Below are 14748 nucleotides of genomic sequence, written 5' to 3' on the forward strand. Positions count from 1 at the left end.
TCAATGTGGAAGAGAGCTCACACTACTGATTTGTTTATTGATACTGTGAATACCTTGGGTTGTATTCACTACCTCTACTGGTATGCTATTTTTTTTATATTAGCAGCAGTACTTCATTATGGATGTTCAAACCACTTATGTGCCTCACTCAGGACCTGTACAGCAATGGGCTTTTTATGGACTTTTAGAAAATAAGAAATTTGTTGTAAGCGATTGTATTGATATTAAAGATACGCCAAATGGCTTAGGTAATCCGGTATGGTTAGCGCAACAGAAAGTGGCCAAAGATAACGCGCCAGTGGTGGATCTTTTATTAAAGAAAGGGGCAATATTTGTGGGTAAAACTCAAATGGATGAGTTTGGTTTTGGACTTCATGGTAATAACCCACATTACGCTGCGATTAAAAATCCAAACAGTGAAGGGCGATTAATTGGTGGATCATCTTGCGGAGCCATTGCGGCGGTCGCGAATGGCTTGGCTGATATCGGCTTAGGCACGGATTTAAGTGGTGGAATACGAGTCCCTGCGGTATACGCTGGTTTATATGGTTTTAAATCGTCTTCTTGTGCCGCTAATATGAAGGGGGTTTATTGCATTGCAAAAGAAGAAACCTCTTTAGGCTGGGTTGCGAAGAGTTTGTCGGACATTAGAAAAGTCGCAACGACATTAACTCCGATGTCTCCATTAATGACGGTCGATCGTATTGTCGTGCTAGACAGCTTGTTTCTTGATGTTCCAGAAGAAGCAAAGGCAAAACTAGAACAATTACTTGAGGCATCCCCTTATAAAGTCGTTCGTAGTAAAGCGATCAGTAAAATAATAACCATGAAAGCTGCCGAAAGTTTTAAAGTCATTACCGCGACAAGAGGGCTACGTAACATAGAACCGTGGGTTGAAAAAAACCACCCAATGCTCAGTAATGAAATTAAAATGCAACTTAAATGGTTATCTTCATTAAAGTACAAAGATGAGCGAATTGCCCTAGAGCAAAGGGATCTTGTTAAATCGGTTTTAGAGTCACTTTTAGATGAAAAAACACTGTTGCTACTGCCAACGACCGCTAACATTGCCCCACCAGAAACGGCAACGGATGAGCAGTTATACAAACTTAACTCATTGATATTAAAATACACATCACTAGCCAGTTTAGCTGATTTACCTCAATTGCATCTTCCGTGGTTTACTGTGAATAATTCACCTTGGGGAGTGTCATTAATCGGTAAAAAAGGAATGGATAGACAATTAATTGATGCGGCTATTCGATGGAAAGGGAACCAATAAACAGAGATAAAAATAGAGGAGGCTGATGCATCCTCTATTTTTTTAAGTCAAAATCTATAAAGACACGTATTCTAATATCATGTTTGGACTCAGATCTTTAAGAGTACAGGTCGTAATCGCTAAATGACTGATTGCCCCTTTGTGATCTTCAACCAATGCCGCTTTTTTGATTTCAGACAAGGCTTCGCGAGACATATTCGCGTGAACTAATGCCACTTGAAGTGGGGGTAAACTCGGGTTAAATGCTGCGTTTTCCGCGTACATACCGTGGTAGATATTACCGTTATTCATTTCTAAAGCGACACCACTAAAGTTTTTTGAATAAGGGGCGTGGCTACGATTTGCAGCATCGAATGCTTGCATTAGTAATGGAGATGTCGATTCAAAGCTCAGTTGATGTGATGTTGTGGCTAACAAACCACCTTCAACACCTAAGTCTTTAGGACCAAACGATTCTGGTAAATACGCTTGCAGAGATTTTTCATCACGTTCTGGTAATTGCACCATTAATGAATCGGCCGTTGTTAGCTCATTCATAAATTGACGACAATGCCCACATGGGCTGAAGTTGATCGTGATGTCTGAAATCCCTGTTTCACCATGAATCCATGCATGACTGATTGCAGATTGCTCAGCATGAATGGTTTGGCCTAATTGAACATTACTGAATTCCATGTTGGCACCAAAATATAAGTGTCCAGAGGTGCCGCGAGCAATCGCTCCAACATAGAAATTAGAAATAGGAGCAACAGAAAATGCCGCGGCTAAGGGAAGCAGCGCCAATCTTAATTCTTTATCCGTTAATTGACTTTGAGCCAATAATGCTTGGAATTTATCTTTAGTGATAACACCAGTGAATTGGTCATTAACTAAAGGGGTGATCGCTGTATTGAGAGAAGAAGGAAGGGCATCCATGGCTTCTTGTAAGCGTTGTTGTAGGGCGTTCTTATGTAGAGTGGTCATTTGTATGATCCTTCTTAAGTTTTATGGGATCATTTTAGAGGGAATAAGAAATGAAACATAGATCAATCTCACACTCAATGATGCAATTTTTCATTAATTACATCATTGAGAGAGAGGTCACACCATATTTGGTGATATTTTACTCAGTAGTTACTGCATCATTAGCATTAATGAGTAAATGATTGGAGCCACAAGCGAAGTAATTATCCCGCAGATAACCAAGGCCAACGAGCTAAATGCCGCATCTTGAGGGTTGACTTCAGCCGCTTGAGCCGTGCCTAGCGCGTGAGACACGTTACCCATGGTAAGGCCACGGGCCAGTGAACTTTTTATGCCAATTAAGTTGTAAATTGGGTAAGCGAATATAGCGCCCATTAAACCTGCTAACAAAACCAAAATAGCAGCAATAGCGGCTTCACCTTGAAGTTGAGATGAAATAGCCATCGCAATCGGTGTAGTCACCGATTTAGGAAGAATACTTGCCACTAGCTGCATATCAGCGCCCATCCATACTGCCAAAAATGCACCAGACAGCATAGAAAAAAGAGAACCAACACTACAAGCAAGTAGAATGATTTTCCAATTTTCGCGTATGTGCGGAAGCTGCTCATACAATGGATAAGCGAGCGCGACAACAGCAGGTTGAAGCAAATAACTTAAAAACGCATTATCAGCATAGTAAGTTTCATAAGGCACTTTTAATGCCATTAAAATGGGAATAACAATCATAACACTCAACAATAGAGGGTTATTTAATGGGTGAGGGTAGCGCTTTGCAAACCAACGAGCAGAATAGAAAACAATAACAGTCAGAATTACCCACATTAGTGCTTACCTCTTTCAAGGCGATCAATAAATAATGAAAGACAAACGAGCACTAATAGCGAACCACCAGCAGTGCTGACAATAATGGGTATTGCATTGGTCAGCAGTAAATCGAAATGCGTCATTAAACCAACCGAAATTGGAATAAATAAGATTAACATATTACGCATAAAGAACTGACAGCCAGTGGCCGTCCAATCTGGCTTACAGACACCAACCACCATGGCGGTAAATAATATCAGCATCCCAATAATGCTGCCGGGTACCGATATGGATAACCAAGATTGAATGCCATTTCCTGCAAACAAAGAAGCAAAGATCCAAGCAAAAGAGTAAATATATTTAATCATGATACTAACTGTTGTACGTAATTATAAACGGCGCGAAGAATCGCAGTCTTTTTCTCATTACCTTCAGACTCAAGGTATAAGCTTTCAAAGCGTGTTTCGTAATCAGACATGTGCGTCTCAAAATAATCTTGTAGATGCGCTTGCCAACGTAGTTGTTCTGATTCATTTAACGTGTGCGGGAAGTTACGAGCACGATAGCGGAACAATAATGGCTTGATACGAGGATCACTCACATTCGGTTCAAAATCAATAAGCTGTTCAGGCGTTGATTGACGGATCATATCAATGGCTGTTTTATCTGCATGAGAGAAAAAGCCATCATAAAGTAAAGTATCTACATTTGACGATTTCTCATAGCCAGGATCAATACTGTATAAGTCGATCAACTTTTGGCGAATTTCTGGGTTTTCACGAATCACTTTCAAGTTTCGCAAACACGCTTCACGATCAACATTAAGCGCGATAGCATTTTCAGCCGTTAACGTTTTTGCTGGGGCAAGAATAGGGCATTTGTTAAGATGAACAAGCTTAACAGGGACCGGTAATTCATCAGGACCCAATTCAGAACGCTTGGTATACATACGTTGGTGTAATTGTTCTGCATCTAGTTCAAGAAAAACCGCAGGGTCTAACGCTAAATCAATCGTGATCACCGCATTGTTGTTGGTTGGATGCCAAGCAACAGGCACAATCCAACTGATGTTTCCTCTATCGACGCCGAACATACCAGATACGTGCATCAATGGCGTCATTTCAATAATGTCGATTAATGTCGCCGCTTTCTTTTTATGGCGCATAGAAAGTAGGTAGTTAAACATTTTAGGCTGTGCTTTTTTCACAACTTTAGCGAGCTCAATTGTCGCAATAACATCGGCCATCGCATCATGGGCGTTTTCATGCTCAATGCCGTTTGCTTGAGAGAGTTTTTCTAATCTAAAGCTTGGCTTGCCTTCTTCGTCTTTTGGCCATTCAATACCTTCAGGACGTAGCGCATAAACAGCACGCATCACATCAAGTAAATCCCAACGTGAATTACCATTTTGCCAGCTCCAACCATACGGTTCGAAGAAGTTGCGATATAAGGTGTAGCGAGAAACTTCATCATCAAAACGAATGTTGTTATAACCTAAAGAACAGGTGTTTGGTTTTGATAGCTCGTTATGGATTTGAGCAATAAACTCAGGCTCAGACAGACCTTTACTGACCGCCGTTTGCGGAGTAATGCCAGTAATCAAACACGCTTCAGGAGAAGGTAAGTAATCGATAGGAGGGCGACAATAAATGACTAATGGCTCACCAATAATATTAAAGTCTTCATCGGTTCGCACACCTGCAAATTGGCAAGGGCGATCTAAAGAGGGACTTGTTCCCCACGTTTCATAATCAAAGAAGAAGAAACTTGGTGCGTTATCCTGCGGCATAAATGTGTCCAATTAATAGCAATGCATTAATTATCAGAGATCTATCACATAATCGCAAGGCATTAGAAGAATAAGCGAGATGAAAATTTACAGAGGGCTTTGTTTGATTGATGTTCTATTTATTGAATAGATAGTATTGCGATATAAAACCACAGAAAGACTGTCATTTAACGCTTTGAATCCGCATGCAATCGCAAGGCATTCGAAAAATAAACTAAATAAAAGGGATTATTGAATTGATATCGAGGCGAGATCATAATCCTCGTAGGTTAATGATTAAGCAAATTGTTGTAATTTAAAGGTAATTTCTGTTCCATCTTTAAAAATTATGTCTTAAAAATGCAAATTTGAAATAATTTGAAATATTTAGGTGTCTAATTTGCAAATCATAACCTATATTTATGTTGAACAAGAACTTGGTTCGAGATAAAAATTTTCATTTAAATCAAGTAATAATAAGGATATAGGGATAATTATGAATAAATATATGGCAGAATTTATAGGCACGTTTTGGCTCGTGCTAGGTGGTTGTGGTAGTGCAGTATTGGCGGCGGGCTTTCCTGAGCTAGGTATTGGCTTTGTCGGTGTCGCACTTGCGTTTGGTCTAACAGTATTAACGATGGCGTTTGCTATTGGACATATTTCTGGTTGCCATTTAAACCCTGCCGTTTCTATAGGCCTTTGGGTTGGTGGACGTTTTGATGCAAAAGACCTCGTTCCTTACATTATCTCACAAGTTTTAGGCGGGATTGCAGCGGGTGGTATTTTATACTTAATCGCAAGTGGTCAAGCTGGCTTTGATTTGGCGGGTGGTTTTGCATCAAATGGTTTTGGTGAACATTCTCCTGGTGGCTACACAATGATGTCAGCACTGATTATCGAAGTTGTCTTAACTGCGATGTTCCTAATTGTGATTATGGGTGCGACAGATAGCCGTGCTCCAGCAGGTTTTGCTCCTATTGCGATTGGTTTATGTCTAACACTTATTCACTTAATCAGTATCCCTGTAACAAACACTTCTGTTAACCCTGCGCGTAGTACTGCTGTTGCAGTTTATGTTGGTGATTGGGCTACATCTCAACTTTGGTTGTTCTGGGTTGCTCCAATTGTAGGTGCCATACTGGGTGCGTTAATCTACAAAGTAATCGCTAAAGAAGAAGCATAATCTAGAACGTATTTTTTAGATGTAATATGTAAACACAAAAATGCCGATGTTTATCATCGGCATTTTTATATCTACTGCTTTATTTTCTGCACGTTACTTTTGATTCATCTGTTCCATTTCAGCTAAATCGTATTCTCGAATATCGATTTTAGCGTAATCATTGCAGTCCACACACGCGTAGTATTTCGCACCGTCACAATATTGATGCTGTAAAACCATTGCTGGCTTTTTACACCAGTCACAGTGACCTTCTAAGTTAAACATAATACCTTCTCTTTTTTATTCTTTGAATTTCACATGAATTATATTTTACATTTATTTAACATGTGAAAGTGTGGTGAATTATATAGAGAACTTATTGTTTGTAAAGGAACCTATGTGTTTATCGTCGGTTTCATTTCTTAATCTTTTTATACGCTTTGTTAATTTCGGTAAGCATCACACCATCGGTTCCGTGATCGGGGTGGTGGAGTTGAGCTAATTTTCGGTATTGTTTTTTAAGATCATCAAGAGAGCTTGAAGAAACAACCCCTAATAATTGAAAAGGAGTAAAGTGGGGGAATGAAGCTTGCTTTGAGGCATCAAGTTCAATGCTTAATCGTTTTATGGTGACTTCTTGTGCTTCAGCTCGGATTTTAAGGTTGTCGTTGCTGTCTTGCAGATGTTTGATTTTTTCATTATGGAGCGTTTTTTCAAATGTGCTGTTGGTAGGTACATTCTTTTTTTGTAATAGGAATGTTCGTCTTAGTTTTATGAGTAAAAATCCAAGAATAACGAGCATGATTGAAATTAACAGATAACCGGCCAACATGATCAATCTGGTTGGTTTTTCCATTTGTGTGATGATAATTGTTTTTGGTTCTGGAGTAGGTTCGGCAACTTTAGGTGCTATTGGCTCTGCGAGTGTCGGATCTGCAATTTCTTTAGTGGTCTTAGGATTATGCTGTTGTGCGGCTAATTCGGCTAGCACACGTTTATAGCCAAGCATGGCTTCACCGTGACCATTATGAGAGGCAATTTGGTACCACAGAGAGGCATTATATAAATCGACTTTGCCTGCTAAGCCGTATTCGTAAATCTCACCTAAATAGAATTGAGAAGGCGGGTGATTTTGTGTGGCTGCACGAGTAAACCAATAAATTGCTTGTTTGGAATCTTGAGCAATGCCATAGCCGTTCTTATAGATCTGACCAAGGTTAAACTGCGCTGTGGTGTTATCTTGCATCGCCGCTTGTTTATACCATTGAATGGCGTGATCAATATTGATAGGGCGGTTTGTTCCTGCTTCATATTCCATAGCCAATTTTACTTGTGCGCGAGCATCACCTAATTCAGCTTTTTCTTCGAGAGAGTCAGCATGGGCGGTAAAACTAAGCAGTAAAACAACAGTAAGTAGAATTGAACGGATCATAAATATAAAATTATTAACAATAAAAAGACGGCAACAGTGTAGCTATAGGGTGATAGGAAAGTAAAGATAAAAGGGTAAGTGAAGAGGCATGTCATTTATCGCTTTAGGATTATCAGCCATTGATGAAAGGCTATGGTAATGTATTTCTTTAAGAAAAATACAATCTAACGGCAATGTAGAGGTAGAGTAAATATGGATGAGCAGACAATAGAGCAGGGATTAAAAGCACTCTGTCTGATAGATAAGGATCTTGAAGCCGCAGTAAAAACTCAAGGTTACCCATCGCCAAGAGTGAATCCTCATGGATTTGAGGCTTTTTTATCTATTATTGTCAGCCAACAACTGTCAACTAAAGTGGCGGCGGTGATAATGGGTCGTTTGGTTGCGTTATTAAAAGAAGTCACTCCAGAAAAGCTCTTGAGTATTGAAGATCAAAACCTTCGTGATGTTGGTTTATCTTGGCGCAAGATTGAATATGCAAAAGGGCTAGCCTTAGCCGTTCAATCGGGAAACCTTGATATTGATGGCTTAGAGTCATTAAGTGATGAAGATGCTATCAGTGTTATAACCAGTTTAAAGGGATTTGGTCGTTGGAGTGCTGAGATTTATTTGATGTTTTCATTAGGACGACAAGATATTTTCCCTGCGGATGACTTAGGGGTATTGATTGCATTAGGAAGACTGAAAGGACTTACTGGTAAACCAACACCAAAACAAGCGAGAGAAATGGTAGGGCATTGGCAACCATGGAGAAGTGTCGGTTCGTTATTTCTTTGGCAGTATTATCATCAAGATGCTTAAATCTCCAAGCAAATAATAGGACGGCTAAGTGTAGGCGTTTTTTGTGGGGAGAGTAGGTTGAGCGGTAAGAAAAAGGGCGTATGAGTTTCCTCTATACGCCCTAAATTCACTTCTTGTTTAGTGAGCCTTTATGTTGAGTTAAGGTATTATTTTACCTCTTCAAACTCAGCATCAATGACATCATCTTCTTGCTTGGGTTGTGCTCCTGCGTCAGCACTTTGTTGTGCTTGGGCTTTTTGCTGAGCGATTTCCATTAGCTTTTGTGCTGCTTGACCTAGCTCTTGAGTTTTCGTATCGATTGCGTCTTTATCATCACCAGATTTAACGCTTTCTAGTGCTTTGATTGCCGCGTCGATTTTTTCTTTCTCGTCAGCTGGAAGTGCATCGCCTGCTTCTTCAACTTGTTTCTTAGTACCGTGGATCATCTGATCCGCTTGGTTGCGAGCAACAACTAATTCTTCGAACTTTTTGTCCGCGTCTTTATTCGCTTCGGCTTCTTGTACCATTGCTTCGATTTCTTCAGGTGTTAGACCGCCAGACGCTTGGATAGTGATCTTTTGTTCTTTACCCGTTGTTTTATCTTTTGCTGATACGTTTAAGATACCATCTGCATCTAGATCGAAAGTGACTTCGATTTGTGCCATGCCACGCGGTGCTGCTTGGATCCCTTCTAGGTTAAATTGACCCAGAGATTTGTTGTAGGTCGCCTGCTTACGCTCACCTTGAAGTACGTGAATAGTTACCGCACTTTGGTTATCTTCAGCCGTTGAGAACGTTTGATCCGCTTTCGTTGGGATCGTTGTGTTTTTCTCAATAAGCTTCGTCATAACACCACCCATCGTTTCGATACCGAAAGACAGAGGAGTTACATCTAGAAGAAGTACATCCTTAACATCACCAGACAATACGCCAGCTTGAACGGCTGCACCCATTGCGACGGCTTCATCAGGGTTTACATCACGACGCGCTTCTTTACCAAAGAATTCAGCCACTTTAGCTTGAACCATAGGCATACGTGTTTGCCCGCCAACGAGAATAACATCAGTGATCCCATCGATTGATAAACCCGCATCTGCTAGAGCCACTTTTAGCGGTTCAAGCGTACGAACCACTAAGTCTTCAACTAGAGATTCGAGTTTTGCACGAGTCACTTTAACATTCATGTGCTTAGGACCCGTTGCATCAGCCGTAACATAAGGAAGGTTTACGTCCGTTTGTTGAGCTGAAGACAATTCAATCTTCGCTTTTTCTGCCGCTTCTTTCACTCGTTGCATAGCCAGCGGATCAGTTTTAAGGTTGATACCTTGTTCTTTTTTGAACTCGTCAACTAAGAAATTGATCATACGGTTATCGAAATCTTCACCACCTAGGTGAGTATCGCCGTTTGTCGCTAACACTTCGAAAGTTTGCTCGCCATCAACATTATCGATTTCAATAATTGAAATATCGAAGGTACCACCACCAAGGTCGTATACCGCGATAGTGCGATCTCCGCCTTTTTTGTCTAGACCGTAAGCTAATGCTGCTGCTGTTGGTTCATTGATGATACGTTTCACTTCAAGACCGGCAATACGACCTGCATCTTTCGTTGCTTGACGCTGAGCATCGTTAAAGTAAGCAGGAACCGTTATTACGGCACCAGTGACTTCTTCACCTAGGAAATCTTCGGCTGTTTTCTTCATTTTCTTCAGAATTTCAGCAGACACTTGAGGAGCCGCCATTTTTTGGCCTCGCGCTTCAACCCAAGCATCACCGTTATCAGCTTTAACGATTTTGTACGGCATGATTTCGATATCGCGTTGTACTTCTTCGTCTTCAAAACGACGACCGATAAGACGCTTAATCGCAAATAATGTATTTTGTGGGTTAGTAATTGCTTGACGTTTTGCAGGTTGGCCTACAAGTGTTTCGCCATCTGTGTAGGCAACTACCGATGCAGTTGTGCGTTCGCCTTCCGCATTTTCTAAGATACGTGGAGTGTCGCCATCTAAAACCGCAACACAAGAATTCGTTGTACCTAGGTCGATACCAATGATTTTACCCATAATAATTTTTCCTTTTGATTCGCATTAGTTATTTTAATGCAAATAATTTAAATTTGATGTTTTTAATAAGCGTAAACCGAGTGTGTATTTACAGGTTTACGCTATTCTCAATGAAATATGATGATACTAATTACCGTTAATCAATAGGTGAGGGCTGTATTTTTAATTGTAAATACAACGCGTTATTACTGCCTACGATTAACGGAAATAGGTGTTATTGATTGATTAAAATCTTACGTGCTTGCACGGCTTCTGGTACTTCTCGAACAAGATCGATATGAAGCAATCCATTTTCCATGCTTGCGGCAGAAACAGTCATATAATCAGCAAGTTGAAATTTTCGTTCAAAGTTGCGCTCTGCAATGCCTTGATAGACGTAAGTGGGTTTTATTTCAGATGAGGTAATTTCACCTGACACAATCAGCATATGTTCATTTTGAGAAATCGTTAACGAATCTTCAGAGAAACCAGCAACAGCCATTGTAATACGGTAGTTGTTCTCGTCTTTCTGTTCGATGTTATAGGGTGGGTAACCACTTTGAGATGGTTTGTTAGCGCTGTTCTCTACAAGATTAAACAGGCGATCAAAACCAATGGCATGACGGTATAGGGGAGAGAAATCGATATTACGCATAATACTATCCTTTTAAATAAGCAATAGTTCTCGACGCATTAAGCGAGGAGAAAGAACTCATATTCAGAGTCTGTATATGACTCATTAATGACATATGGTTCAACAGTTAAATTGTAGAAACCTCATCTCTGTTTTATCAGTATGAGTGTTTCAATCTGATAACGTTTTGTTCCCTGTATAAGGCGAACCAGTTACCAATGAACTCCAAATGGCAATTCATGTAATCAATATATGCTTCCGAAACTTCGGTGTCAATACTTAGATTAGAAAATTTAATGATTATTTTAAAGTAAATTATCGGTTAAGTTCGGAGGGCAGGGTAGGAAGAGGTATTTATAAGTAGAAAACGGGACTTGAATAGGCCCGTTTGTGATTTAGTTGACGTCATGACTAAATAAAAAATATTATGATTCATACGCCTAACTCAAGTAAGTCATTTTATCTGTGTGTTTTAAATACCAACGCTTTAAAAGAGCATTAAGATTAACGACAAACTGGACTGTTTTTATCCCCCATAAACCAAGAGATCCATCTTCTCTTTGAGTTTAGAACAAAGCCCTCTTTCGGTGCGACTCCATTGATAATCAGGCCATCGATGCTATCATCGTTTTTTTGTGTTGTGAGATGCCAATCTTCACTGGTTATACGTTTCCCTTGTATAAGGGCGTCATTAAGTTGCTGGCTTACAACAACGATAGTTAATCCTTTCGTTTCACTAATGCCTAAATTGGACTCTGAAATACTGCCTACGGCAACGGCAACGGCAACGGCAACGTTAATGGTACACGTTCTTTTGTCTTGGTGAATGAAAGTATAGCGACCTTCTCCGACTCTGCCTTTAAGCCAAAGGAATTCTCCTTGCATCATATTATCGACAGTGAGAGTTCCAAGCGTCTCTGACGGTGATGCTATTGAGGGATAACTGAATATTGAGATAAAGAAGGAAAAGAACAGATTAATACATAGTCTCTTCTTCATGCAAACCCCGCCTCATTTTCGAGGCTATTACTCGATTGGGCCAATAAATACAGCAACCAAAACTGGCCGATTATCGGAATAAAAAAGATAAATCCCCAATAACCAGACTTATTGATATCGTGTAGTCGACGAACAATGGCTGAAAGCATCGGAATGAAACTGATAACACCATAAATGGCATCAAACCAAGTGGTCATATCCATCATAATATCTGCCACAATACAGCCAATAGTCACGAATGTATGAATTAGTATAAAGAGCCAGAATGCTTTTTTAGATGAACGTCCCGAAAAGTGTAAGCTTTGTTTCCACGCGAGAAAATAGAACTGCATAAATGTAACCTCTGTAATTAATTAGAGGTATATTTTGCTATCAATAATAGGAATAAACGTCCTTAAACCTGTTTTAGGGCGCCCTCAAACTGGTATTTGTCTATATTTAGGTTTGAATTATATTTCATAGAGTTATCCTTACTAATACTCAATAACATACCACTTTCTTAATTTTGGATCAGATATGCTTGCGATTCCCGTTCCGTTTATTGTCTCTATGCTAATTGGATTATTGGCGATAACACTTTATGTCCGATTCTCACAGCAAGTGAAAGCCACTTGTTTATTTTTAGGGTTATGCTCTGCGACAACAGCAATGGTCGGTTTGCGTTGGACATTTGATCTTGGAGTTTTTAGTATCGTACCGCTTATTTTGGCGTCTATTATTCCTATTGTTGCGTGGTATACGTTTGTACACACAAGTCGAGACCAAGGTTTTTTGTCAATAAAACATTTTGTTGTTCCATTATTTGTTGTTGGTAGTGCTGTTACTCAGCCTTGGTTCGCGCTTCCTCTTGATGAAGTCCTAACCTTAATGTATGTCGGTTATGGAGTTGCACTGATTCGTTTTTCGACGAAAGAAACAACACTGATAAATATTTCATTAGGAAATTGGGAAGCGGTTCAGAAGGCGGAGTGTATTGCTGGATGGACACTGATCTTTTCAGCATTGGTCGATACATTTATATCTTTGGATTTTACGTTTAATCAAGGTGAGTTTTCAGTTTACATACTCACAGCCACACACTTGATTCTTTTACCTGTATTATCGGTCGCGGTTGTCGTGGTAGGTATTAATACGCCGGTTTCTGAGGCGTCATCATCGGTCAAAATAGAGAAAAGCAGTGAAGACACAGTTAACCCCTCTGCCATGACGAAGGAGCGAGCTCAAGACATTACATCGATGCTAGATGTTTTAATTCGCCGCCATTCACTTTACCTTGACCCTGAATTAACCCTTTCTAAATTGACTCGTAAATTGGGTGTGCCAGCTAAACAGATTTCGATAGCTGTTAACCAAATCCATGAAAAGAATATTTCTAAGTTGATTAATGAGTATCGTATTGAGCATGCCAAGCATTCGTTGATTACATCACAAGACAGCATTACTCAAATATTTATGAACTCAGGCTTTCAAACTAAGTCTAATTTCAATCGTGAATTTTTAAGAATAACGGGAATGGTGCCGAGTGAATATAGAAAGAGTAACTTGGATCATTCTAAATCATTAAGTTCAGCTCTGTAGAGCCTATAAATATTGCTCATATAGTTGTACCGATATTACTTTTAAAACGTAAGGATAATTTATGACAAGAAAAATAGTATTGGTGATTTTAACTGTTATTTTGTTAGTTGTAGCGGCTGGGATTTATCGTTTTAATTTCACTAATGATGATATTTATGTAGTGCAAGCTGATGATCAAGTTGTTCCTTTTGATACAACAAATAACGTAGATCCGGAGAATAACGTCATGCTAATGTTATTTAGCTTTGATATCGATCGCTACTGGCAGATCCAATTGCCTGATTCTGAAGCGAAAGCGCCTTTAACCGACCTCAGAGAGTATGACGATGTTCACCTTGCTACAGGGAAATACCAAGATGGTGATGAGCATGGCTTAGTCAGTTTAGATTACTATAACATCACCCCTTTACATCTTGGTAATATTGGCTATGAGATGGTTTTCTCTGCGCCATTTTCTGTTTCAAACCAAGGTTCTGGAATATTTTGGTACTTGGGGCTATTTAACTTAAATACGAATACAGGCGAGATTGAGCAAATAGACACCTTCTTTCTTGGAGACAGAATAAAAGTGAATGAATTGAAAACAGATGAACCGTTTGATGTGACTTCGAGCCTTTATGTCTCCTATTTTAAGCATGATCAAAAACAAAGCATGGCAGAGAAACCAAGTGAAAAAGTAGAGCAGCGTATAAGAGTATCCATTGAAGGCTTTCAGGATAAACCGTGAATGTAATGTCAGATACTAGGGGTGATTAAGGTAAGAGTTAAGTGTGGCGTAAGAGGGATGTAGCTCATTTACTGAGTTTTCTGTCACGTTGTAAACTGAATCTGGACTAAGTTCAGCGTAAAGGGCTGCGTCTGCTTATCCGCAATTAAAAAACCGACTTGTTTTATCTCGTCTGCAGCAAGTTCAGGCGCTTCGCTGAGTAATCGTCCTCTAAAGACCGCCTGAAAGTCTTGTAAGTTAAAGACCTTCTTCTGCGGCTTTCCCTTTATGGTGGAAAACTCGTGTTTGTAGTGAATGGGTGAGCCGTCTTTCCACATTGTGAGCCTTAATTGGTAGGATCGCCCATCACCAACAACCACAAGTTCTACAGTGTTTACTTCTTTGGGTAGTGGTTCAAGCGAGCGTTTTATCGAACTGAAGCCACCATTATTGACTCGCGATAATTCCCCTTGAAATTGACTTGATTCGCCGGCATAAGTGAATCGTCCAATGGAAATTCCGCTCATCACATTGTCATTTACCACTAACCACTTTTGATACTCTGTAGGCTTTGTAAAATCAATCATGC

Annotated in this window: 16 protein-coding genes; 5 read left to right on the forward strand and 11 right to left on the reverse strand. The window is 39.8% G+C overall.

Going from position 1 to position 14748, the window contains the following annotated elements; genetic code table 11:
* Nucleotides 1-118: 118 nt before the first annotated feature.
* Nucleotides 119-1282 (forward strand): amidase family protein, encoded by a 1164-nt coding sequence (locus AACV33_RS07735; RefSeq protein ID WP_017021274.1) that lies wholly within the window; start codon nt 119-121, stop codon nt 1280-1282.
* 54 nt (nt 1283-1336) lie between these two features.
* Here the strand turns inward: AACV33_RS07735 and cdd are convergent, their stop codons facing one another.
* The 4 genes from cdd to sbcB all read right to left on the reverse strand — a co-directional run bounded on the left by cdd (nt 1337) and on the right by sbcB (nt 4841).
* Nucleotides 1337-2245: a cytidine deaminase gene (cdd, locus tag AACV33_RS07740; protein ID WP_023603444.1), complete on the reverse strand. Its 909-nt coding sequence runs from the start codon at nt 2243-2245 to the stop codon at nt 1337-1339.
* 150 nt (nt 2246-2395) lie between these two features.
* Nucleotides 2396-3070 (reverse strand): CidB/LrgB family autolysis modulator, encoded by a 675-nt coding sequence (locus AACV33_RS07745; RefSeq protein WP_017021276.1) that lies wholly within the window; start codon nt 3068-3070, stop codon nt 2396-2398.
* Entirely contained in the window at nt 3070-3420 is a 351-nt protein-coding gene (locus AACV33_RS07750; protein WP_065610094.1) for a CidA/LrgA family protein, read from the reverse strand. Before AACV33_RS07750 ends, AACV33_RS07745 begins: the two co-directional genes overlap by 1 nt.
* Nucleotides 3417-4841, reverse strand: a complete 1425-nt coding sequence (gene sbcB, locus AACV33_RS07755; RefSeq protein ID WP_017021278.1) for an exodeoxyribonuclease I — start codon at nt 4839-4841, stop codon at nt 3417-3419. Before sbcB ends, AACV33_RS07750 begins: the two co-directional genes overlap by 4 nt.
* Before the next feature lie 475 nt (nt 4842-5316).
* On the opposite strand from sbcB, the gene aqpZ reads away from it, so the two are divergent.
* Nucleotides 5317-6006, forward strand: a complete 690-nt coding sequence (gene aqpZ / locus AACV33_RS07760) for an aquaporin Z (RefSeq protein ID WP_012550297.1) — start codon at nt 5317-5319, stop codon at nt 6004-6006.
* A 93-nt stretch (nt 6007-6099) separates the two neighbouring features.
* On the opposite strand, the gene AACV33_RS07765 is transcribed toward aqpZ, so the two are convergent.
* On the reverse strand, nt 6100-6270 hold the full coding sequence (locus AACV33_RS07765) for a hypothetical protein (RefSeq protein WP_012550296.1): 171 nt from the start codon (nt 6268-6270) through the stop codon (nt 6100-6102).
* A gap of 130 nt (nt 6271-6400) precedes the next feature.
* Entirely contained in the window at nt 6401-7417 is a 1017-nt protein-coding gene (locus AACV33_RS07770) for a J domain-containing protein (protein ID WP_017021279.1), read from the reverse strand.
* A gap of 192 nt (nt 7418-7609) precedes the next feature.
* On the opposite strand from AACV33_RS07770, the gene AACV33_RS07775 reads away from it, so the two are divergent.
* Nucleotides 7610-8218: a DNA-3-methyladenine glycosylase family protein gene (locus tag AACV33_RS07775; RefSeq protein WP_182700075.1), complete on the forward strand. Its 609-nt coding sequence runs from the start codon at nt 7610-7612 to the stop codon at nt 8216-8218.
* A gap of 146 nt (nt 8219-8364) precedes the next feature.
* Here AACV33_RS07775 and dnaK read toward each other — a convergent pair whose 3' ends face one another.
* From dnaK to AACV33_RS07795, 4 genes are all read right to left on the reverse strand, one after another.
* Complete coding sequence (dnaK, locus tag AACV33_RS07780; protein ID WP_065610187.1) at nt 8365-10263, reverse strand: molecular chaperone DnaK; 1899 nt, start codon at nt 10261-10263, stop codon at nt 8365-8367.
* 214 nt (nt 10264-10477) lie between these two features.
* A complete protein-coding gene (locus AACV33_RS07785; protein WP_182700076.1) occupies nt 10478-10897 on the reverse strand; it encodes an Hsp20 family protein in 420 nt (139 codons plus the stop codon).
* 483 nt (nt 10898-11380) lie between these two features.
* Nucleotides 11381-11875, reverse strand: a complete 495-nt coding sequence (locus tag AACV33_RS07790; RefSeq protein ID WP_182700077.1) for a hypothetical protein — start codon at nt 11873-11875, stop codon at nt 11381-11383.
* Entirely contained in the window at nt 11872-12207 is a 336-nt protein-coding gene (locus tag AACV33_RS07795; protein ID WP_023603385.1) for a DUF805 domain-containing protein, read from the reverse strand. The genes AACV33_RS07790 and AACV33_RS07795 overlap by 4 nt, the downstream gene beginning before the upstream one ends.
* A gap of 184 nt (nt 12208-12391) precedes the next feature.
* On the opposite strand from AACV33_RS07795, the gene AACV33_RS07800 reads away from it, so the two are divergent.
* Nucleotides 12392-13453: a helix-turn-helix domain-containing protein gene (locus AACV33_RS07800; RefSeq protein WP_182700078.1), complete on the forward strand. Its 1062-nt coding sequence runs from the start codon at nt 12392-12394 to the stop codon at nt 13451-13453.
* Nucleotides 13454-13514: 61 nt separating this feature from the next.
* Nucleotides 13515-14180, forward strand: a complete 666-nt coding sequence (locus AACV33_RS07805; RefSeq protein WP_182700079.1) for a hypothetical protein — start codon at nt 13515-13517, stop codon at nt 14178-14180.
* Between the two features lie 83 nt (nt 14181-14263).
* Here the strand turns inward: AACV33_RS07805 and AACV33_RS07810 are convergent, their stop codons facing one another.
* Nucleotides 14264-14746 carry a CIA30 family protein gene (locus AACV33_RS07810; RefSeq protein WP_065610193.1) on the reverse strand — a complete coding sequence of 161 codons (483 nt, stop codon included), beginning with the start codon at nt 14744-14746 and terminating at the stop codon, nt 14264-14266.
* Between the last annotated feature and the right edge of the window lie 2 nt (nt 14747-14748).

This window comes from Aliivibrio sp. SR45-2, from assembly GCF_963890165.1.
Lineage (GTDB): Bacteria > Pseudomonadota > Gammaproteobacteria > Enterobacterales > Vibrionaceae > Aliivibrio > Aliivibrio salmonicida.